The organism is Achromobacter sp. FW305-C-28 (assembly GCF_058783235.1).
On the sequence record NZ_JBYSYL010000007.1, the window covers coordinates 171,708 to 191,817 of the forward strand.

At 66.1% G+C, this 20,110-nt stretch carries 17 protein-coding genes and 1 tRNA gene; 7 read left to right on the forward strand and 11 right to left on the reverse strand.

Features of this window, described 5'->3' with window-relative positions:
- Window positions 1-100 precede the first annotated feature (100 nt).
- Together AC3WMR_RS18645 and AC3WMR_RS18650 are read right to left on the reverse strand one after the other, a co-directional pair.
- Window positions 101-520 carry a YbaN family protein gene (locus AC3WMR_RS18645; protein ID WP_492265691.1) on the reverse strand — a complete coding sequence of 140 codons (420 nt, stop codon included), beginning with the start codon at window positions 518-520 and terminating at the stop codon, window positions 101-103.
- A 53-nt stretch (window positions 521-573) separates the two neighbouring features.
- Window positions 574-1,161 carry a tetratricopeptide repeat protein gene (locus AC3WMR_RS18650; protein WP_492265692.1) on the reverse strand — a complete coding sequence of 196 codons (588 nt, stop codon included), beginning with the start codon at window positions 1,159-1,161 and terminating at the stop codon, window positions 574-576.
- Between the two features lie 267 nt (window positions 1,162-1,428).
- Between AC3WMR_RS18650 and AC3WMR_RS18655 the strand changes: the two genes are divergently transcribed.
- A complete protein-coding gene (locus AC3WMR_RS18655; protein ID WP_492265693.1) occupies window positions 1,429-1,965 on the forward strand; it encodes a phosphonate degradation HD-domain oxygenase in 537 nt (178 codons plus the stop codon).
- A gap of 229 nt (window positions 1,966-2,194) precedes the next feature.
- On the opposite strand, the gene AC3WMR_RS18660 is transcribed toward AC3WMR_RS18655, so the two are convergent.
- The 9 genes from AC3WMR_RS18660 to leuC form a co-directional block, all read right to left on the reverse strand.
- Window positions 2,195-2,271: transfer RNA gene (locus AC3WMR_RS18660), tRNA-Val, on the reverse strand.
- Window positions 2,272-2,448: 177 nt separating this feature from the next.
- On the reverse strand, window positions 2,449-3,111 hold the full coding sequence (locus AC3WMR_RS18665) for a phosphoribosylanthranilate isomerase (RefSeq protein ID WP_492265694.1): 663 nt from the start codon (window positions 3,109-3,111) through the stop codon (window positions 2,449-2,451).
- Between the two features lie 53 nt (window positions 3,112-3,164).
- Window positions 3,165-4,262: a TRAP transporter substrate-binding protein gene (locus AC3WMR_RS18670; protein ID WP_492265695.1), complete on the reverse strand. Its 1,098-nt coding sequence runs from the start codon at window positions 4,260-4,262 to the stop codon at window positions 3,165-3,167.
- Window positions 4,263-4,297: 35 nt separating this feature from the next.
- Complete coding sequence (truA, locus tag AC3WMR_RS18675) at window positions 4,298-5,131, reverse strand: tRNA pseudouridine(38-40) synthase TruA (protein WP_492265696.1); 834 nt, start codon at window positions 5,129-5,131, stop codon at window positions 4,298-4,300.
- A 3-nt stretch (window positions 5,132-5,134) separates the two neighbouring features.
- Complete coding sequence (locus AC3WMR_RS18680) at window positions 5,135-7,111, reverse strand: type IV pilus assembly protein FimV (protein WP_492265697.1); 1,977 nt, start codon at window positions 7,109-7,111, stop codon at window positions 5,135-5,137.
- Window positions 7,112-7,364: 253 nt separating this feature from the next.
- Window positions 7,365-8,495, reverse strand: a complete 1,131-nt coding sequence (asd, locus tag AC3WMR_RS18685; RefSeq protein ID WP_025135315.1) for an aspartate-semialdehyde dehydrogenase — start codon at window positions 8,493-8,495, stop codon at window positions 7,365-7,367.
- 295 nt (window positions 8,496-8,790) lie between these two features.
- Window positions 8,791-9,867 carry a 3-isopropylmalate dehydrogenase gene (gene leuB, locus AC3WMR_RS18690; RefSeq protein ID WP_492265698.1) on the reverse strand — a complete coding sequence of 359 codons (1,077 nt, stop codon included), beginning with the start codon at window positions 9,865-9,867 and terminating at the stop codon, window positions 8,791-8,793.
- Window positions 9,868-9,904: 37 nt separating this feature from the next.
- A complete protein-coding gene (gene leuD / locus AC3WMR_RS18695) occupies window positions 9,905-10,555 on the reverse strand; it encodes a 3-isopropylmalate dehydratase small subunit (RefSeq protein ID WP_025135313.1) in 651 nt (216 codons plus the stop codon).
- 23 nt (window positions 10,556-10,578) lie between these two features.
- The gene (gene leuC, locus AC3WMR_RS18700) at window positions 10,579-11,982 is read right to left on the reverse strand and encodes a 3-isopropylmalate dehydratase large subunit (RefSeq protein ID WP_492265699.1); all 1,404 of its coding nucleotides are present in this window, start codon (window positions 11,980-11,982) and stop codon (window positions 10,579-10,581) included.
- Between the two features lie 528 nt (window positions 11,983-12,510).
- Between leuC and AC3WMR_RS18705 the strand changes: the two genes are divergently transcribed.
- The 6 genes from AC3WMR_RS18705 to AC3WMR_RS18730 all read left to right on the forward strand — a co-directional run.
- Entirely contained in the window at window positions 12,511-14,025 is a 1,515-nt protein-coding gene (locus tag AC3WMR_RS18705) for a TolC family outer membrane protein (protein WP_492265700.1), read from the forward strand.
- A 33-nt stretch (window positions 14,026-14,058) separates the two neighbouring features.
- On the forward strand, window positions 14,059-14,271 hold the full coding sequence (locus AC3WMR_RS18710; RefSeq protein ID WP_492265701.1) for a hypothetical protein: 213 nt from the start codon (window positions 14,059-14,061) through the stop codon (window positions 14,269-14,271).
- The gene (locus AC3WMR_RS18715) at window positions 14,255-16,426 is read left to right on the forward strand and encodes a type I secretion system permease/ATPase (RefSeq protein ID WP_492265702.1); all 2,172 of its coding nucleotides are present in this window, start codon (window positions 14,255-14,257) and stop codon (window positions 16,424-16,426) included. The genes AC3WMR_RS18710 and AC3WMR_RS18715 overlap by 17 nt, the downstream gene beginning before the upstream one ends.
- Before the next feature lie 7 nt (window positions 16,427-16,433).
- The gene (locus AC3WMR_RS18720; RefSeq protein ID WP_492265703.1) at window positions 16,434-17,855 is read left to right on the forward strand and encodes an HlyD family type I secretion periplasmic adaptor subunit; all 1,422 of its coding nucleotides are present in this window, start codon (window positions 16,434-16,436) and stop codon (window positions 17,853-17,855) included.
- Between the two features lie 18 nt (window positions 17,856-17,873).
- Entirely contained in the window at window positions 17,874-18,530 is a 657-nt protein-coding gene (locus AC3WMR_RS18725; RefSeq protein ID WP_492265704.1) for a helix-turn-helix transcriptional regulator, read from the forward strand.
- An 84-nt stretch (window positions 18,531-18,614) separates the two neighbouring features.
- Window positions 18,615-20,110: retention module-containing protein (locus AC3WMR_RS18730; RefSeq protein ID WP_492281581.1), on the forward strand; the 1,496-nt coding region annotated here is incomplete at its 3' end.

Sequence of the window (20,110 nt, forward strand, 5' to 3'; positions counted from 1 at the left end):
GCTGCAGGCAATTTAAGCAGAGATTTGCAGGCCCGGCGGCGACAAAATGGACACGCCCGTTTCGGTGCGTTACGCGTGGCGCGCAACGTTCAAGCAGGCGTCAGGCGCGTGGCGCGGGGTCGCTCGGCTGCGCGGCAGATTGTTCCACCGGGTCAAGAGGCTTCGGGCTGGGTCGGGTCAACACATAGGTAGCGCTTGCCAGGAAAAACACGCCCACGCCCAGCGCCAGCCAGAACGACGGATGTGCGCCCCACCAGAACAGGCCATACCCCACCGCCATGCCCAACGACGCGTACAGCTTGCCCTTGCGCGACACCGCGCCCTGCTCGCGCCAGGCGCGCAGCGACGGACCGTAAGTGGGGCTGTCCAGCAGCCAGCGCTCAAGTCGGGGCGACGAGCGCGAAAAGCAGCCCACCGCCAGAATCAGGAAAATCGTGGTCGGCATCACCGGCAGGAAAGCGCCGATCACGCCCAACGCCAGCATCATGCAACCCAGGATCAGCCACAGTGCTCTCATCATGATGGGGTGCAGGATAACGCAGTTGCAAGACGGCTCGGCGAATCGCCTGGCGGTCAAGCCGGCTCCGGCATTTTCTCGCGCAGCATCTGCAGAAAACGCGCACCGGGTTGTCCACCCGCCCGACGCGCCTTGGCCACCATCGCCCAGGCATCCGCATACTGGCCGTTCCAGTAATACGCGCTGGCCCACGCGTTATACAGATAGGCCTTGTCCGGCTCGACAGCTTCGCCATTGCGGAACAAGGCGTCGGAGCGCGTGATCATTGCGGCACGCTCAGGGCCCGACAAGGTCTGGTCCGCGGCCGCACAACGCGCGGCAATGCGGCCCGCATCGGCATAAATGCCCTGGAACGAAGGCGGCTTCAAGCTCAGCGCCGTCTCCATCATTTTCATGGCGTCGCAATACCTGCCCTGATCGTGCAGCACCGCGGCAAAGCCGGTATAGACCTCGGGATTATGCGTATCCATCAGCCAGGCCTGGTTGAAGCGCCGCGTCGCCATGCCGAGTTGATCCGCGCGGTAAAAGCGATACCCCTGCTCGATCCAGGCCTGCGCTGCGCGGGCGGGCGACCCAAACGCGCGGCTCGCGTCCGCCGTGAGTTTGTCGTCGGCGGCCTTGATGTCAGGGGCCGACCGATCCATGCCCCCGTACATCGGAATCTCGTCGACGCGCGACTGCGGCGCAACCGGCGCGGTCGCCAGGCAGCCGGTGAGTGACAGGCAGGCAATCAGGGGGGCAACGCGAAGGGGCAGTCTATGCATGAATCATCCCGGGTGAAGCCCAAGACTATCATCGATAGGGGCCGGGCCGAGGTGGGTAGAATCGATTTGCGCAACATGCTCTAGTCATCTAGATGTCACGGCAAAGCGCTATCGTCTCGTGCAACTTCCCGACGCCGAGGCTGTTGCATGCTGACCCTGCCCACCATCGAAAACCTGTTCGCCCATCACGGTGCCGCCTACTACGGCGGCGAAGCCATCAGCCAGACAGAACACGCGCTGCAATGCGCGCAACAGGCCGAACAGGCCGGCGAATCCGAGGCCGTGATCGTCGCCGCCTTCCTGCACGACGTCGGCCACCTCATGCTGGCCGAGAGCATCACCACCGACATGCGCCACCAGGAAGTCGCCGCCGACGCCCTGGCCACGCTGTTCAGCGACGACGTCACCACGCCCGTGCGCCTGCACGTCGCCGCCAAACGCTACCTGGGCGCGATCGAACCCGCCTACCTGGACACCCTGTCGCCCGCCTCGGTGCAGAGCCTGGCATTGCAAGGCGGCGTATTCACCGCCGAACAAGCCGAGACGTTCGCCTGTCAGCCGCACGCGCTGGCCGCGGTGCGGCTGCGCCGGTATGACGACTTGGCCAAGGTGGTGGGATTGGATACGCCGCCGATTGCGCACTATATGGAGATGGCGCGGCGGTGTTTGCGGGTGTATGGCTGATTGCTGACCGCTAACGAATTAATCGCTGCGCCAACATTATGTCGGCACACCTAGCAAATGCCGGGCGGACCTAGCAAATGCCGGGTGGATTATTAGCGGCGCGGCGGAATCAATAATGCTTGATTCCGCATATTCTGCGCCACAAAGCAAAAAGCCGCGAAGTCTTAGACTGTCGCGGCTTTTTTGGCGGTGCTTGACTAGCTCTATCAAGCACCACTTTGCAGGAATTTGGTAGGCGGTATTGGAATCGAACCAACGACCTCCACGATGTCAACGTGGCGCTCTAACCAGCTGAGCTAACCGCCTGCAAAGAAGAAGAATTATATAGTGCTTTTTTAAACTGTGCAAATCGTCTTTTCAAACTTTTTGCTGTTTTTGTTGCGTTCCAGAGTTTTGCTTTCGCCCTGCTCTTCATCCGCAACGGCCTGTCTTTTGAACGTGTTTTGCAACTTCCAAACGACTGCCAGCACTGCGCAAACCTTCTTACTTTTTCGCGTCTGCGGCATGCACCGCAGCAACGAAGAACGAGATTCTATCAGAACTTTTTATTCCTTGCTCGACCTCGACGCCGCTGCTCACATCGACGGCCCACGGCCGCACGGATTGGACCGCGGCGGCGACGTTGTCAGGGGTCAATCCGCCGGACAGGATGAGCGGACGCGACACGGGATCGGCCTTCACGTCGGACAGCAACGCGTGATCAAAGCCGTGGCCGCTGCCGCCGTAGCCGGCGCTGTAGCTGTCGAACAGCCAGCCGGCGGCTTCGCCGAACGCGCGGCAGTAAGAGGCCAGGTTTTCGGCCGTATCCAGGCCCGGGGCGCCCGCGCGAAAGGCGCGCAGGTAGCGGTGGTGGTAGCGCGCGCAGTCTTGCGGAGATTCATCGCCATGGAACTGCAGCAGTTCCGGGCCGACCTGGTCCAGCACGGCCTGCACGTCGGCGGGATCAGGGTTCACGAACAGGGCCACCACGTCGACGAACGCCGGCACCGCGCGGCGCAGTTGCGCAGCGCGCGTGGGCGTCAGGCAGCGCTTGCTCTTGGGGTAGAAGACAAAGCCGATAGCGTCGACACCGGCCGAGACGGCGGCGTCGATGTCTTCTTCGCGGGTCAGGCCGCAGATCTTGATGCGTGTGCGCATGGAATTCATTGCTTGCGTCGCCCAGCGCGACGGATGCAGCCAGTATATATAAGAGCGCGCCGTCAGCCTGCCGGCTGGCCCGCCGTCGCCATGAAGTTGTCGAAGCTGCCTTCGGCCAGGCGGAACCACGGGATTTCCTTGTCGCGAAAGGCCGTCATGCTCTCGTACAGCTTCTTGAACATGGGGTCTTTGGCGCTGAGTTCCTGGTAGAGCTTCAGCGACGCTTCATAGGCGGCCTGCAGCATGGGCCGCGGAAAGGCCTTGAGCTGCGCGCCGCGCTGCACCAGCCGGCGCAGCGCATCGGGGTTGCCGGCGTCGTACTTGGCGATCATGTTGGCCGTCGCCATGCGGCTGGCCAGGCCCAGCGCCGCCTGGTAGGGCTTGGGCAGTTCGTCGTGCGCATCCTGGTTGACGTACAGCGACAGCTGCAGCGTGCCCGCCCACCAGCCGGGAAAGTAGTAGTTGCGAGCGACCTTGTAGAGCGCCAGGCTTTCGTCGTCGTGCGGACCGATCCAGGCCACGGCATCCACCCCGCCCTGCTCCAACGCAGCATAGGTATCGGCGATGGGCAGGTCGACGGGTTCAGCGCCCAGGCGGGCCAGCACCTGGCGCGCAAAGCCGCCTGCCTTGATCTTCAGGCCGCGCAGGTCGTCGACGGATTTGACCTCGCCGCGGAACCAGCCGCCCATCTGGGCGCCCGTGAAGCCACAGGGGTAGTTGACGATGTTGTACTTGTCGAACAGCACGCGGGTCAGCGCCAACCCTTCGCCCTGGATCATCCAGGCATTCATCTGGCGGGTGTTCAGGCCGAACGGCAGGCCGGCGTCAAAGCACAGCGCGGGGTCGGTATCGAAAAAGCGGGTGGATGCCGTATGGCCGCATTCGACGATGCGGTGCTGCACGGCGTCCAGCACCTGGCCGGCGTCGACCAGGTCGCCAGCCGAGAAAATCTCGATGCGGAACTTGCCGTCGGTGACGTCGCTGACGTAGCGGGCCACGTCTTCGGCGCCGGCAAACAGGGTGGGCGACTCGTTGGGGAAACTGGAGGCCAGCTTCCAGGACACGGCCGGCGCCTCTTGCGCATAGACCGGGGCGGCGATGGCGGCCCCGCCGACGGCGGCGCCCAGGGCGGTTCGCTTCAAAAACGCGCGGCGTTGCATGAGACTGGCCTCCTTGGGTGCCGACGGCCGCCGGGCTATGGCGGGTTGCCCGACGGTTGCGTAGCGTGTTGCGTGAAGGGCGACAGCAAAAGCGCCCCGCCATCCAACTCGTCCAGGCCGAACTCGTCGGGGTACTCGATGGCCGACAGGTACAGGCCGTCGGGCGAAAACGTGGGCGCGCCGCGCTTGCGGTCGCGCCAGGACAGCAGCTGCGCCATCCAGTCGACGGCTTCGCGGCCTTGGCCGATCTGCAGCAGCGCGCCCATGATGTTGCGCACCATATGATGCAGGAAAGCGTTGGCCCGAAGCGTAAACACTAGAAACGGACCGCGCTCTTCGATGTCCAGCCGGTGCATGACGCGCACCGGATGCCTGGCCTGGCACTGCGACGAACGAAAGCTGGAGAAATCGTGTTCCCCCAGCAAGGCGCGTGCGGCCGCGCGCATGGCATCGACATCCAGCGGCTGGTAGCACCACCCTGCCCGGCCGGCCCACAGCGCCGGTCGCACCCTGCCCCGCCACAGCAGATAGACGTAGGTACGGGCCCGGGCGGAAAAACGGGCATGGAAGTCATCCGAGACCGGCTTGGCCCACTGCACGGAAATGCTGGGCGGCAGGAAAGCGTTGACGCCCCGCACCCAGGATTCCATGCGCCGGTCCAGGTGGGTATCCAGGTGGATGACCTGCATCGCGCCATGCACGCCGGTATCGGTGCGGCCGGCGCAGATGGTGGCCACCGGTTCCTTTACGTCGCAGAAGCGCGCCAGCGCGGCTTCCAATGTGTCTTGCACCGTCTGCCGGTGCGGCTGGGTTTGCCAACCCTGCCAGGCGGAGCCGTCGTAGGCCAGCCCCATTGCAACTCTGGACATCTGTCAGACCCGTGGACCGCCGACCCGGCGCGGTTCGTCCGTGGGCGGTTCGTCCAGGTCGAGATTGATCGAATCGAGCTTGCGGTTCAGCGCTGCGGTATCCAGCGCGGGCTCGTTGTAGGCGTAGGTTTCCTCGTCGTCGTCGCCACGGCGCGCACCGGCGCGGCGCAGCACCCAGGCGATGGCGAACGCGATCAGCGCCAGCACCGCGGTGACGATCACCAGAAGATTGTCGGCCAGCCAGGCCGGCATGGAAGAAGTCAAATCCTTATCCTTGCTGTTGCTTGCCGCCGCCTCCGCGGCGGCCTTGTCTTGTGCGGCGGCGGCCGTCGGCGCCGTGGCGCCGGGGGTACCGGCTGCGCCAGGGCTGCCTGGCGCGCCTGCGGCCCCTGGTGCGCCCGCTGCGCCGGCAGCGCCTGGCGTTCCGGTGGCGCCTGCCGCGCCCGTGGCACCCGTTGCGCCAGCGGCGCCTTGGGTACCTGGAGTTCCTGCCGATCCGGCGGCGCCAGGCGCACCGGTCGAGCCCGCGGCGCCGGTGGCGCCCTGTGTTCCTGATGCCCCGGCCGAGCCTGCGGTGCCCGCGGCACCGGCAGCGCCTGGCGTACCCGCAGCGCCGGTTGCCCCTGCGGCTCCCGTTGCGCCTGCGGCGCCGGCGGCCCCGGCGGCACCCGGCGTACCGGATGGCCCGCTGGCCCCCGTGGCGCCGGCGGCGCCCGGCGTGCCCGATGCCCCGGTTGCCCCCGCGGCTCCTGGCGTGCCCGATGCCCCGGTTGCCCCCGCGGCTCCTGGCGTGCCCGAAGCCCCGGCAGCGCCCGCCGCGCCGGCAGCGCCCGGCGTGCCGGATGCCCCTGCCGCGCCCGCGGTACCCGCGGCCCCGGCCGCGCCCGGCTTACCCGTTCCGCCCGCCGCGCCCTCGGCACCGGGCGCACCGGCCCCCGACGCACCCTGCCCGGCCACGGCCTTGTTCAATTCGTCGACATTGCTTTGCAACTGGTTCACGCGGCCCTCGGCATCGGCGATGGCGCGTTCGTTGGACGTGCGTTGATCCGCCTGCGCTTCGGCTTGCGCGGCCGCGCCGCCCGCCGCCTGGCCGGACGACAGGCGCACCCTGTCTTGCGGCGGTGATGCCGTCGCCACGCCGGTGTCGCCCGGACGAGCCACGGTGCCGGAAGATGCGTCCTGGCCCTTGACCACGGACGGGTTCGCACCGGCTGCGGCGCCGATGCGGGCGCGGTAACGGGCGAAGGCTTCGGCGTGTTCGTTGAAGATGCGGCGGGCCTCGGCCGGATCCACGGCCCGCACGGTGGCGGCATCGGGGATCGTGAGCGTCTGGCCGGCGCGCACCAGGTTCATGTTGTTCTGGATGAAGGCTTCGGGATTGGCGCGCCACAGCGCCACCAGCATCTGGTAGACCGAAGCGTTGGGCACTGCGTTGCGCTGGGCGATGGCAAAGAGGTTGTCGCCCGACTTGACGTTGACGCTGCCCGCGCTGCCGCCCGTGCGGCCCGGCGTGCCCACGGCGGCCGGCGTGACGTCGGCGCCCGCGCCGCGCAGGGGCACCAGGATGCTGACCTGCACCTGCCGCTGGCCCGAACTGGAGCTGATATCCAGCAACAGGTCGACGGCCCCGCTGGCCGGCGCTTGCGCCGACCGTACCCGCAGGTTCTTGCGGGTGGCATCCATGCCGTCTTCCACCCTGACCACCATGCCGGCCAGGGGCGCAGGCGGCTTCAGGCCCGCGCGTTGCCAGGCGGCTTCGTCCGCGATCGACACCCGCAGCGACGACACTTCGTCGGGGGTCAGTTCCTGCAGCCCGACCAGCGCCTGCAGCGGCGCGCCCGGCGCCGACACCACGCGTGAATGCCCCACCCGCATCGCCAGCGCCTGGCTGCTGATGCTCGCGCCCAGCGCCAATGCGATCGCCCACTGGAGGGCCTTCAAACGGCGGGCATGCTTCACTTGGCGCGAACGCTGGGTCATAAGCTGGAATTCCGTTCTTGTAGTCGAATTACGGGCTAGGGCCTGTTCATGGCGATCTTGTGATAACAAGCCTCAATTCACCCGAAAAGTGTAATAGATGCAGCGCGTTTCACAAACCTGAAAGGCGCATCGGCGTTGGCTGGCGGGCACATTGCCCAGCCCCGCGGCCACGGCGCAAATGACAAAGGCACCCGAAGGTGCCTTTGCAGGGACTGCCCTGGCGGATCGGGCGGCTTGCGCCACCCGCCGGGCATCAGGCTTCGGCCAGCGCGATGCGCAGCATGCGGCGCAGCGGCTCGGCGGCGCCCCACAGCAGCTGGTCGCCGACGGTGAAGGCGCTGAGGTACTGCGGGCCCATCGACATCTTGCGCAGGCGGCCCACCGGAATGTCCAGCGTGCCGGTCACGGCCACGGGGGTCAGGTCGCGGATGGTGGCTTCCTTGGTGTTGGGAATGACCTTGGCCCACTGCGTGCCCTGGGCGATCAGCGATTCGATCTCGTCCAGCGGCAGGTCGCGCTTGAGCTTGATGGTCAGGGCCTGGCTGTGGCAGCGCATCGCGCCGATGCGCACGCACAGGCCGTCGATGGGCGTGGGAGCCGAACCGAAGGCAGCGCCGCGACCGAGGATCTTGTTGGTCTCGACCTCGCCCTTCCATTCTTCCTTGGTCATGCCGTTGCCCAGGTCCTTGTCGATCCAGGGAATCAGGCTGCCACCCAGCGGCACGCCGAAGTGGTCGCGGGGCAGCGCGTCGTCCTTCTGCTTGGCCAGCACGCCGCGGTCGATTTCCAGGATGGCCGACGCGGGGTCATCCAGCAGCGGCTTGACGGCGTGGTTCAGTTCGCCGAACTGGGTCAGCAGTTCGCGCATGTGCTGCGCGCCACCGCCCGATGCGGCCTGGTACGTCATGGTGGTCATCCACTCGACCAGGTCGTTGTTGAACAGGCCGGCCAGGCCCATCAGCATGCAGCTGACGGTGCAGTTGCCGCCGATGAAGTTGCGCACGCCGCGCTTGAGCGCCGCGTCGATGACCGGACGGTTGACCGGGTCCAGCACGATGATGGCGTCGTCGGCCATGCGCAGGGTGCTGGCCGCGTCGATCCAGATGCCGTTCCAGCCGGCGCCGCGCAGCTTCGGGTAGACCTCGGACGTGTAGTCGCCGCCTTGGGCCGTCACGATGATCGGCAGTTTTTTCAGAGCATCAATGTTGTAGGCATCTTGCAGCGGGCCTGCGCCAGTCGCCCAAGTGGGGGCGGCGCCGCCAGCGTTGCTGGTGGAGAAGAACACCGGTTCGATCAGTGCGAAGTCGTTCTCGTCGCGCATGCGTTGCATGAGCACCGAGCCGACCATACCGCGCCAGCCGACAAGGCCTACTGCTTGATTCATTTCAATCGCTCTTTAAAGGTGGGGACAAGGTCTGGTGAACAAAAAACGTGCAAGAACCCAACAATTTATCAGAATGCACGCGCAGATGTTGCGGCGCAGCTTGAAAAAACGGGGCCGCAAGCATTGGGGCGCGGCTTTCGCGGCGCGGCGGCAACAGCCTTAAGGGACAGGGTCGGCCGGCGGGCGGCCCTTGGGGTATCGGCGGCAGTGCTGCCGGCATTGGACGGCGCCGGACCGGCCGCCGTCCAATGGCAGATCGGGGCCACGCCGCCAGGGCGTGGCCACCCTGCCGGTATCAGGCCAGGGCCTTGAGGACGGCGTCGCCCATGCCCGAGGTGCTGACTTTGGTGGTGCCCGGTTCGAAGATGTCGGCGGTGCGCAGGCCGTCGGCCAGCACGCGGCGCACGGCGGCTTCGATGCGGTCGGCCTGCGGCGCCAGGTTCAGCGAATAGCGCAGCAGCATGGCGGCCGACAGGATGGTCGCCAGCGGATTGGCGATGCCCTGGCCGGCGATGTCGGGGGCCGAACCGTGGCTGGGCTCGTACAGGCCCTGGCCACCGGCGTTCAGCGACGCCGACGGCAGCATGCCGATCGAACCGGTCAACATGGCGGCTTCGTCGGACAGGATGTCGCCGAACAGGTTACCGGTCACGATGACGTCGAACTGGCGCGGGTTGCGCACCAGCTGCATGGCGGCGTTGTCGACGTACATGTGCGAGAGTTCGACGTCCGGGTATTCGCGGGCCACTTCGACGACGATGTCGCGCCAGAACTGCGAGGTTTCCAGCACGTTGGCCTTGTCGACGCTACACAGCTTCTTGTTGCGCTTGCGCGCCGATTCGAAGCCGATGCGCGCGATGCGGCGCACTTCGGATTCGGCATAGCGCATCGTGTCGTAGCCTTCGCGTTCACCGGCGAAGACGCCGTCCGGCGACGAACGCACGCCGCGCGGCGTGCCGAAATAGATGTCGCCGGTCAGTTCGCGGATGATCAGGATATCCAGGCCGGAGACGATCTCGGGCTTGAGCGACGAGGCGCTGGCCAGCTCGGGATACAGGATGGCCGGACGCAGGTTGGCGAACAGGCCCAGCGCCTTGCGCAGGCCCAGGATGGCCTGTTCGGGGCGGAATTCGCGCGGCAGGCTGTCGTACTTCCAGTCGCCCACGGCGCCGAACAGCACGGCGTGGGATTCCTTGGCCAGGTTCAGGGTGGCCGGGGGCAGCGGGTGTTCGAAGGCATCGAACGCGGCGCCGCCGACAGCGGCTTGTTTGATGTCGAAGGGCACGTCCAGCGCCTTCAGGACGCGCACGGCCTGTTCGACGATTTCGGGGCCGATGCCGTCGCCCGGCAAGACTGCGATGTTATGGGTCATGGAATGAAACGGTCCTGTGGTCGGTATGGGAATGCGGTCAGGCGATGGGCCGGCTTTCGAGCCAGGGGTGGCGAGCCAGGCGTTCGGCCTCGAACGCGCGGATCTTGTCGGCATGGCGCAGGGTCAGGCCGATGTCGTCAAAGCCGTTGAACAGGCAATACTTGCGGAAGGGTTCGATGTCGAAACCCATTTCGCGCCCGTCGGCGGCCACGACCACCTGGCGTTCCAGGTCGATGCGCAGCTTGTAGTTGGGGAACGCCTTCACTTCGTCGAACAGGCGGGCCACTTCCAGTTCGGACAGCACGATCGGCAACAGGCCGTTCTTGAAGCTGTTGTTGAAGAAGATATCGGCGTAGGACGGCGCGATGATGGCGCGAAAGCCGTATTGCGTCAGGGCCCAGGGCGCGTGCTCGCGGCTGGAGCCGCAGCCGAAGTTCTTGCGCGCCAGCAGCACCGAGGCGCCTTGGTAGCGCGGCTGGTTCAGCACGAAATCCGGGTTCAGCGGACGCTTGCTGTTGTCCATGCCGGGTTCGCCGTGGTCCAGGTAGCGCAGCTCGTCGAACAGGTTCGGGCCGAAACCGGTGCGCTTGATGGACTTGAGGAACTGCTTGGGAATGATGAGGTCCGTGTCGACGTTTTCGCGGTCGAGCGGAGCCACCAGGCCTTCGTGAGTGGTAAATGCTTGCATGATGTGTACTCGGTGCGCGTTGCTTAACGGAAGGTGCGGACGTCGACGAAATGGCCGGCCACGGCGGCGGCGGCGGCCATGGCCGGGCTGACCAGGTGCGTGCGGCCGCCCTGGCCCTGGCGGCCTTCGAAGTTGCGGTTCGAGGTCGAGGCGCAGCGTTCGCCCGGTTCAAGGCGGTCGGCGTTCATGGCCAGGCACATCGAGCAGCCCGGCTCGCGCCATTCGAAACCGGCTTCGATGAAGATCTTGTCCAGCCCTTCGCGTTCGGCCTGCTGCTTGACCAGGCCCGAGCCCGGCACCACCATGGCCTGGCGCACATTGGACGCCACGTGCTTGCCACGCGCCACGACGGCGGCGGCGCGCAGGTCTTCGATGCGCGAGTTGGTGCACGAACCGATGAACACGCGGTCCACTCGGATGTCGGTCAGCGGGGTGTTGGGCTTCAGGCCCATGTATTCCAGCGCGCGTTCCATGCCGCTGCGGCGCACGTCGTCTTTTTCGCGATCGGGGTCGGGCACGCGGGAATCGACCGGCAGGACCATCTCGGGCGAGGTGCCCCAGGTGACTTGCGGCTTGATGTCGCGGGCGTTGACTTCGACCACGGTGTCGAACTTGGCGCCATCGTCGGTGTGCAGCGTGCGCCAGTAGGTAACCGCGTGGTCCCACAGCACGCCGGACGGCGCGAATGGACGGCCGCGGAAGTATTCGATGGTCTTGTCGTCGACGGCGACCATGCCGGAACGGGCGCCGGCTTCGATGGCCATGTTGCAGACCGTCATGCGGCCTTCGACGGACAGCGAACGGATCGTGCTGCCGGCGAATTCGATGGCGTGGCCGGTGCCGCCGGCGGTGCCGATGATGCCGATGATGTGCAGGACCACGTCCTTGGCCGTACAGCCGAACGGCAGTTCGCCTTCGACCTTGATGAGCATGCTCTTGGCTTTCTTCATGAGCAGCGTCTGGGTGGCCAGCACGTGCTCGACTTCGGACGTACCGATGCCGAAGGCCAGTGCGCCCAGCGCGCCGTGCGTGCTGGTGTGCGAGTCGCCACAGACGACCGTCATGCCCGGCAAGGTGGCGCCCTGCTCCGGCCCGATCACGTGGACGATGCCCTGGCGCAGGTCGTTCATGCGGAATTCGGTGATGCCGTGCTTGTCGCAGTTGGCGTCCAGCGTGTCGACCTGCAGGCGCGAGACCGGATCATCGATGCCCTGGGCGCGGTTCAGCGTGGGCACGTTGTGGTCGGCCACCGCCAGGTTGGCGCCGACTCGCCACGGCTTGCGGCCGGCAATCGCCAGGCCCTCGAACGCCTGCGGGCTGGTGACTTCATGCAGCAGGTGGCGGTCGATATACAGCAGACAGGTGCCGTCGGATTCCTGGTGAACGATGTGGGCGTTCCAGAGTTTGTCGTAAAGGGTTTGGGCCATGGATGCGCTCTGCAAATAGACAGTCCGGCTTGGGCCTCGCACGCTTGAAGGCAAATCGCCCCACGCGCCGGCCACTGCGGCATGAGGGGAATTATGCACAGCCTCAGAACCTAGTACAACCACACCAAATATACTAGTACCAACACTACCATGGAACCTGGGATCGGGCTGCCCGCCGGCTCCATTCCCGGCGTTGCGCCGCAGCCTCGGCCAGATAATCAAAAGTTGGCGAACATAAAAACAATTTAGATACAGAAGTCGCAAACGGATATAATCGAGTTTCAATGTGGCAAAGCAGAAACCGACATAATGCGCAATAAATCGCATTAATAGTTTTTGATTAATCCGTCCATATTGAATTTCGTCTAATTCACGTAATTTTCCGTCATTTTTCGTGATTTTATTCGAAATAAATCCGACGGGCCGGCAAGTTTGTTCAAGACTTTACAAATCTTGAATCGCCAATTCTGGCGACTACAAACAATATGCCGGCCACTAATCCAAAAACTCGACTCGCGAATAATCCCTATGGCTTCGTTTCTGCTCAAAACCACGGTTTCGGCCCTGGCCCTGGCATTCGTTCCTGCCGCATTTGCACAGCCCGCGACTGCGGAATCCCCTGCCCCGGCCACCGCACCGGGTGCCACCACCCTGAACCAGATCGTCGAGCAGACCCTGCTCAGCAATCCCGAGATCCAGGCCAAATACCACGACTTCCAGGCGTCCCTGGAAGGCCAGGCAGTGGCTCGCGGCGCCTTCTTCCCGCAAGTCAACGCCCTGGGCTACGTCGGCCGCGAATACCGCAACAACGTGCCCGGCGCGGGCTCGCAGAACTGGAACCGCCCCGGCTACAACTTCGAGCTGCGCCAGCTGATTTTCGACGGCTTCCGCACCAGCAACGACGTCAAGCAGGCCGGTTTCGACAAGCTGGCCCGCTTCTATGACGTGTTGGCCACCAGCGACACCACCGCCCTGGCGGCCGTGCAGGCCTACATCGACCTGCAGCGCTACCGCGACATGGAACTGCTGGCCCGCCAGAACTATTCGCTGCACGAAGAGACCCTCAAGCAGATCGGCCAGCGCGCCGAGTCCGGTGTCGGCCGGCGCGTCGACCTGGAACAGGCCGGCGGCCGTCTGTCGCTGGCCCAGACCAACCTGATGACCGAAACGGCCAACCTGCTGGACGTGCAGCAGCGCTTCCAGCGCGTCACTGGCGCGTTCCCGCCCGAAGCGATGCAGCCCGTGCCCGACGTATCGGACAAGCTGCCGGTCAAGCCCGGCAACTTCAACGAGTCGCTGCGCCGCAACCCTACCTTCCTGTCCAAGCAGGCCGCCCTGCAGGGCGCCGAAGCCGGCGCGGCCTCGTCCAAGGGCGCGTTCTCGCCCAAGTTCGAATTCGTGGCCGCCACCGGCCGCGACCAGAACGACCCCACGCCCGAAAACCGCAACATCCGCAGTTCCAGCGTGCAGGTGGTGATGAACTACAACCTGTACCGCGGCGGCGCCGATTCGGCGCGGGTGCGCCAGACGGCCGCCCAGTCGTATGCAGCGCGCGACGTGCGCGATTACACCTGCCGCAACGTGCAGCAGGAACTGGCCGTGGCCTGGAACAACATCTCCAGCCTGCAGGAAAAGCTGCCCTTCCTGCGTGACCACGAACTGGCCACGTCCAAGGTGCGCGACGCCTACCGCCAGCAATTCCAGATCGGCCAGCGCACGCTGCTGGACCTGCTGAACACCGAAAACGAGCTGTTCGAATCGCGCCGCGCGCTGACCAACGCCACCTACGACCTGAAGCTGGCGCAGTACCGCTGGCTGGCCTTGTCGCACAAGCTGCTGCCGGCGCTGACGCTGCAACCGGCGCGCAACGAGATGCCCGAGGAAAACGGCAAGCTGGTGGTGTCGGACGACGTCATCAAGCTTTGCAATTCCACGGTGCCCGATTCGGCCCGCCTGACGCCGGTGCGCGTGCAATACAACGAAGGTACGCTGCCGCCGACGTTCGTGCCGGTGAACGCGCCGGCCAACCAGCCGCGCTCCTGATCGACCATCGGGATTCGGGCGCAAGGAGGCCGCATGGCGAACCAGAACAACGATTTTTCGCAGTTGGATGCGGACTTCGTCCGCGTATTGGAAGACTTGATCGACGCGTTGATCGCCAATGGCACCCTGCGCCTGACCGATTTGCCGATACAGGCCCAGCAAAAGCTCACCCAGCGCAAGCAACAGCGCGCGCGGCTCTCGGAACATCTGGACCTGCTGGATGACGAAGATGGACAAGTTATCTGACATGGAACAGGCATCCCGGGAATGGCGTGCCGACGCGCGCGCCGCGCATGACGACCCGCTGCTGGACTGCCTGGTCGAAATCACGCGCCTGCACGGCGTGGCCTCGACCGCGCAGGCCCTGTCTGCCGGCCTGCCGCTGGAAGCCCACAAGCTGACGCCCGCGCTGCTGCCGCGGGCGGCGGCGCGCGCCCAGCTGTCGGCGCGCGTGGTCAAGCGATCGCTGGACAACCTGCCGTCCGATCTCTTGCCGGCCATCCTGCTGCTCAATGGCGAGCGGGCCTGCCTGTTGCTGAAAAGAGACGGCGACAGCTATGTGGTCAGCCACCCCGAGCTGGGCGGCAGCGCGGTCACGCTCAGCGCCGACGAGCTCGCCCGCCAGTACACGGGCCTGGTGTGCTTCGTGCGGCCGCAGTTCCGCTTTGACGCGCGCGCCCCGGAAGTGGTCAAGGTGCGCGAACGCCACTGGTTCTGGGCCGCCATCATGGAAAACCGGCGGCTGTACCGCGACGCGCTGGTCGCCGCCCTGCTGATCAACGTGTTCGCCATGGCGATGCCGCTGTTCACCATGAACGTGTATGACCGCGTGGTGCCCAACAACGCGGTGGAAACCCTGTGGGTGCTGGCCATCGGCATCACCCTGGTGGTGATCTTCAACATGATCCTGAGCACGGCGCGGTCGCATGTGGTGGACAGCGCCAGCAAGCGGGTCGACGTGCGTCTGTCGGCCCAGATCATGGAACGCGTGCTGGACCTGAGGCTGGAAGGCCGGCCGGTGTCGGTCGGGTCGTTCGCCGCCAACCTGCGTTCGTTCGAGTCGATCCGCGACTTCATCGCGTCGGCCACCATCACCGCCCTGGTGGACCTGCCCTTCATCCTGCTGTTCCTGGCCGCGCTGGCCTGGATCTCGCCGTGGATGGTCCTGCCGCCGGTGGTCGCCATCGTGCTGATCCTGCTGGTGTCGCTGGCCGCTCAGGCGCGGATGGAAGCGCTGACGATGGCCACGTTCCAGGCGTCGTCGCAGCGCAACGCCACGCTGGTCGAGGCCCTGACGGGGCTGGAAGCCGTCAAGACCCTGAACGCCCAGGGCGCCATCCAGCGCAACTGGGAACGCGCCACCGAATTCATTGCCCAGAACGGCGGCAAGCTCAAGCTGATCTCGTCGTCCACCGTGGGCTTTGTGCAGGCGATTCAACAGCTGGTGTCCATCTCGGTGGTCATCATTGGCGTGTACCTGGTGCAGGATGCGGCGCTGTCGATGGGCGGCATCATCGCCGCGTCGATGATCGCCGGGCGCTGCCTGGCGCCGTTGGGCCAGGTGGCCGGCCTGCTGATGCAATACCAGAACGCGCGCACCTCGCTGGGCTCGATCGACAGCTATATGAAGCTGCCGATCGAACGCCCGCCCGAGGCCGAATTCCTGCACCGCCCGGTGTTCCACGGCGCGCTGGAATTCCGCGACGTGAGCTTCACCTACCCCGGCGCCACCCAGCCCGTGCTCAAGAAGGTGTCGTTCAAGCTCAAGCCGGGCGAGAAAGTCGGCATCATCGGCCGTATCGGCTCGGGCAAGACCACGCTGGAAAAGCTGGCCCTGGCCCTGTACCAGCCGACCGAAGGCGCGGTGCTGCTGGACGGCGTGGACGTGCGCCAGATCGATCCGGCCGACGTGCGCCGCGCCATCGGCCACGTGCCGCAGGACCCGATCCTGTTCTACGGCAGCCTGAAGCACAACCTGGCCATGGGCGCGCCCTATGCCGACGACGCCAGCATCCTGGCCGCCGCCAACCTGGCCGGGGTGACCGAGTTCGCCAATCTGCACCCCAACGGCTTTGACATGATCATCGGCGAACGTGGCGAATCGCTGTCGGGCGGCCAGCGCCAGTCGGTGGCCGTGGCGCGGGCCCTGATCAACGACCCGCCCATCCTGCTGCTGGACGAACCCAGCAGCAACATGGACCACCAGAGCGAGGCCCAGTTGCGCCGCCGCCTGGGCGAAGCCAGCGCCAGCAAGACCATCCTGCTGGTGACCCACCGCACGGCCCTCTTGGACCTGGTCGATCGACTGATCGTCATCGACAACGGCCACATCGTGGCCGACGGCCCCAAGGAACAGGTCGTCGAAGCGCTGCGCCAAGGGCGCGTCGGACGGGGAAGCTGAGGCAAGCATGCAGAAAATTCCAGGTCAAAAACGGCCGAGCCTGCTCGGCGCGCCGTGGCGCAAGCTGCGCGGCATCTTCATATTCTTCTTCGACCGGTTGCTGGACGGCGCCGAAAAGGGCAAGCCCGAACAACGTTCGGACTACGTCGGCAATGCCGAATGGGTCATCCATGAATCCCAGGCCCGCGGCGCGCGCGTCCTGCTGTGGATGAGCCTGCTGGCGCTGGCCGCCCTGCTGGTCTGGGCCGCGATCGGCAACATCGATGAAGTCGTGCGGGGCGAAGGCAAGGTCGTGCCGTCGCGCCAGGTGCAGATCATCCAGAGCCTGGACGGCGGCATCGTCCAGGAACTGCTGGTGCGCCCAGGGCAGGAAGTCGAGGCCGGCCAGACGCTGCTCAAGATCGACAACACGCGCTTTGCCTCGTCGCTGGGCGAGAACAACGCCGAATACCTGTCGCTGCTGGCCAAGTCCGCCCGCCTGCATGCGCTGGCCACCGGCGAGCCGTTCGTGGCACCCGAGGAAGTGCTGGCCCAGGCGCCCGGCCTGGTCGAGATGGAGCGCAACGCCTGGCAGGCCCGCACCACCGAGCTGAACGCCACCATCAACGTGGCGCGCGAACAGCTCAAGCAGCGCCAGGAAGACCTGCGCGAAACCATCGCCAAGCGCGACCAGGCGTCGGCCAGCTGCAGCCTGACCTCACGCGAACTGCAAGTGACGCGGCCCTTGCTCAAGAGCGGTGCGGTGTCCGAAGTGGACCTGCTGCGCCTGCAGCGCGACGTGGCCCGCTATTGCGGCGAGCAGAAAGGCGCCGAAGCCCAGATCGACCGATTCCAGGCGTCCATCAAGGAAGCCCAGAGCAAGCTGGAAGAGTCCGAGCTGAACATCCGCAACCTGGCCCGCAACGAGCTGTCGGAAACCAACACCAAGCTGGCCACGCTGCGCGAAGGCAAGCTGGCGCTGGCCGACCGGGTGAAGCTGGCCGAAGTGCGGGCGCCGGTGCGCGGCACGGTCAAGACGCTGTTCAACAACACCGTCGGCGGCGTGGTGCAACCGGGCAAGGACATCATCGAGATCGTGCCCAAGGACGACACCCTGCTGCTGGAAGTGCGCATCCTGCCGCGCGACATCGGCTTCCTGCACCCGGAGCAGAAGGCGGAAGTGAAGTTCACCGCCTACGATTTCGCCATCTACGGCGGGCTGGAAGGCAAGGTCGAGCAGATCGGCGCCGACACGGTCACCGACGAAAAGGGCAATTCCTATTACGTGGTGCGGGTGCGCACCGACCGCAGCACCGTGGGCGAAAAGCTGTTGCCGATCATCCCCGGGATGGTGGCCGAGGTTCATATCCTGACCGGCAAGCGGACCGTGCTGCAGTACCTGCTCAAGCCGATCCTGCGGGCCAAGGCCAATGCCTTTACCGAACGTTGAGGAGTGCTGGAAGGCGTTATGAAATCCGTTCCTGTCTTGTTGGTAACGCACGACGACCTGCTCTGGCAGCACTGGCGCGCCCTGGATCCCACGCGCTGGCTGGCCGCCCGCGGCCGCGGCCTGGCGGATCTGCAACGCTGGCGCGAACAGGGCCGCGTGCTGGCGGTGGTGGACACCGGCCTGCCACGCCTGCCTTCCTGGCAGGACCCGTCCTGGCTGCTGCTGCTGTCCGGCCTGCAGGTCGTGGTGGCCAGCCCCAGCCCCAATGACGAGCAAGGCGCCCAGGCCCTGGGCGCCGGCGCCCTGGGTTACTGCCATGGCTATGCGCCGGCCCAGGCCTTGGCCCAGGCGCTGGAAGTCGTGGCGTCCGGCGGCATCTGGATGGGCCGTTCGCTGGTGACCCGCCTGCTGCGGCTGGTCACCGAGCGGGCCCAGGACGCCTCGACCTGGGACAACGGCACCCTGACCGAACGCGAAACCACGGTGGCGCGCTACGCGGCCAGCGGCCAGTCCAACGCCCAGATCGCCGAGGCGCTGGGCATCACCGAGCGCACGGTCAAGGCGCATCTGTCGGCGGTGTTCGAGAAGCTGGGCGTGACCGACCGCCTGCAATTGGCGCTGCGGGTGCATGGCATTTCGGCGCCCGTCGACGCGCGCGGCAAAGTTCCTTCGTGAACCTGTCCTTGAGGACAATACCGCCGCCCGCGCGCCCTCTCTAGTATGTGGCCATCTTGGATAAATCCCTGAAACGGAACCGACATGGCCAACTCCTCTCCCGCAGTCGTCACTGAACTCACTGGTCGCGCGTGGATACGCAATAGCGACGGATCCCTGACCGAACTGCGTCAAGGCAGCAACGTCCCCGCCGGCAGCGACATCGTCACCGCCTCCGGCGCGACGGTGGCCCTGCAGGTCGAGAATGGCATGCCGATCGTGATCGGGGAAAGCCGTGAAGTCGCCGTCAATGGGGACATGGCAGGCCCGCTGGCCGACCCGTCCGAAGCCGCGGTGGCCGCGCCCAAGGGCACCGATTCCGACCGCCTGCTGGCGGCCCTGCAAGCCGGCCAGGACCCATTCGAGGTACTGGACCCCACCGCCGCCACCCTGACCGGCGGCAGCGGCGATGACGGCGGCGGCAGCTTCGTGCGCCTGGCCCGCATCCTGGAATCCACCAGCCCGCTGGACCTGGCCTACCCCAACCCCGGCCGCGGCGCCGACACGATAGACCGTGCATCCAGCGGCACCGGCGCCGGCGACGGCACGGGTGACGGCACCGGCGATGGTACTGGCACCGGCCCGACCACGCCTGTCAACAATGCCCCCATCGCGGTCAATGACGCGGCCCGCGTCGGCGAAAAGGCCACCGCCAGCGGCAACCTGCTGGCCAACGACCGTGACCCCGACGGCGATCCCCTGACCATCGCCTCGGTCAGCGGCCGCCCCATGACCCCGGGCGGTATCACCGTCACGGGCTCGAACGGCGGCACCTTCGTGGTGCAGCCGGACGGCAGCTATACGTTCGTGCCGGGCACCAGCTTCCAGCACCTGCCCGAAGGGCAGACTGCCACCACCACGATTTCGTACGTGGTCACCGACCCCAGCGGCGCAACGTCGACCGCCACCGTCGAAATCACGGTCGTGGGCGCCAATGACCCCGCCCAGATCACCGCGTCCAAGCCGGGCGACGACGCCGGCGCAGTGACGGAAGACGTAGTCTCCACCGCCAACGGCAAGCTCAACGTGGTGGATCCGGACGACGGCCAGTCGTTCTTCGTGGCCGTGGCCGACCGCCCGGGCACCTACGGCACGTTCTCGATCGATGCCAACGGCAACTGGGTCTACAGCCTGAACCAGACCGATCCACGCGTGCAGGCCCTGGCCGCCGGCGAAAAGCTGACCGAGACCTTCACCGTCACCACCGCCGACGGCACCACCGGCCAGGTCGTCATCACCATCAACGGCACCAACGATGCCCCGACCATCACCGGCGCCGCGACCGGCGACGTGACGGAGGATGCGGCCGTCGCGACCGTGTCCGGCCAGCTGACGCAGCAGGACGTCGACACCAGCGACACTCACACCTGGTCCGTCAACAACGACGGCAAGGGCACGTACGGCACCTTCACCGTCGACCAGAACGGCAAGTGGACGTATACGCTGGACAATGCCAGCAAGGACGTCCAGGCCCTGGCCGAAGGCCAGAAGGTCACCGACACCATCACCGTCACGGTCGATGACGGCCACGGCGGCACGGC

Coding starts and splice junctions, on each gene's coding strand:
- AC3WMR_RS18725 (WP_492265704.1), top strand. CDS start 17,874: ATGAAATCCGTTCCTGTCTTGTTGGTAACGCACGACGACCTGCTCTGG.
- leuB (WP_492265698.1), bottom strand. CDS start 9,867: ATGACCCATAACATCGCAGTCTTGCCGGGCGACGGCATCGGCCCCGAA.
- AC3WMR_RS18705 (WP_492265700.1), top strand. CDS start 12,511: ATGGCTTCGTTTCTGCTCAAAACCACGGTTTCGGCCCTGGCCCTGGCA.
- asd (WP_025135315.1), bottom strand. CDS start 8,495: ATGAATCAAGCAGTAGGCCTTGTCGGCTGGCGCGGTATGGTCGGCTCG.
- AC3WMR_RS18645 (WP_492265691.1), bottom strand. CDS start 520: ATGATGAGAGCACTGTGGCTGATCCTGGGTTGCATGATGCTGGCGTTG.
- AC3WMR_RS18670 (WP_492265695.1), bottom strand. CDS start 4,262: ATGCAACGCCGCGCGTTTTTGAAGCGAACCGCCCTGGGCGCCGCCGTC.
- AC3WMR_RS18680 (WP_492265697.1), bottom strand. CDS start 7,111: ATGACCCAGCGTTCGCGCCAAGTGAAGCATGCCCGCCGTTTGAAGGCC.
- AC3WMR_RS18665 (WP_492265694.1), bottom strand. CDS start 3,111: ATGAATTCCATGCGCACACGCATCAAGATCTGCGGCCTGACCCGCGAA.
- truA (WP_492265696.1), bottom strand. CDS start 5,131: ATGTCCAGAGTTGCAATGGGGCTGGCCTACGACGGCTCCGCCTGGCAG.
- AC3WMR_RS18710 (WP_492265701.1), top strand. CDS start 14,059: ATGGCGAACCAGAACAACGATTTTTCGCAGTTGGATGCGGACTTCGTC.
- AC3WMR_RS18650 (WP_492265692.1), bottom strand. CDS start 1,161: ATGGATCGGTCGGCCCCTGACATCAAGGCCGCCGACGACAAACTCACG.
- AC3WMR_RS18715 (WP_492265702.1), top strand. CDS start 14,255: ATGGACAAGTTATCTGACATGGAACAGGCATCCCGGGAATGGCGTGCC.
- leuD (WP_025135313.1), bottom strand. CDS start 10,555: ATGCAAGCATTTACCACTCACGAAGGCCTGGTGGCTCCGCTCGACCGC.
- AC3WMR_RS18655 (WP_492265693.1), top strand. CDS start 1,429: ATGCTGACCCTGCCCACCATCGAAAACCTGTTCGCCCATCACGGTGCC.
- leuC (WP_492265699.1), bottom strand. CDS start 11,982: ATGGCCCAAACCCTTTACGACAAACTCTGGAACGCCCACATCGTTCAC.
- AC3WMR_RS18720 (WP_492265703.1), top strand. CDS start 16,434: ATGCAGAAAATTCCAGGTCAAAAACGGCCGAGCCTGCTCGGCGCGCCG.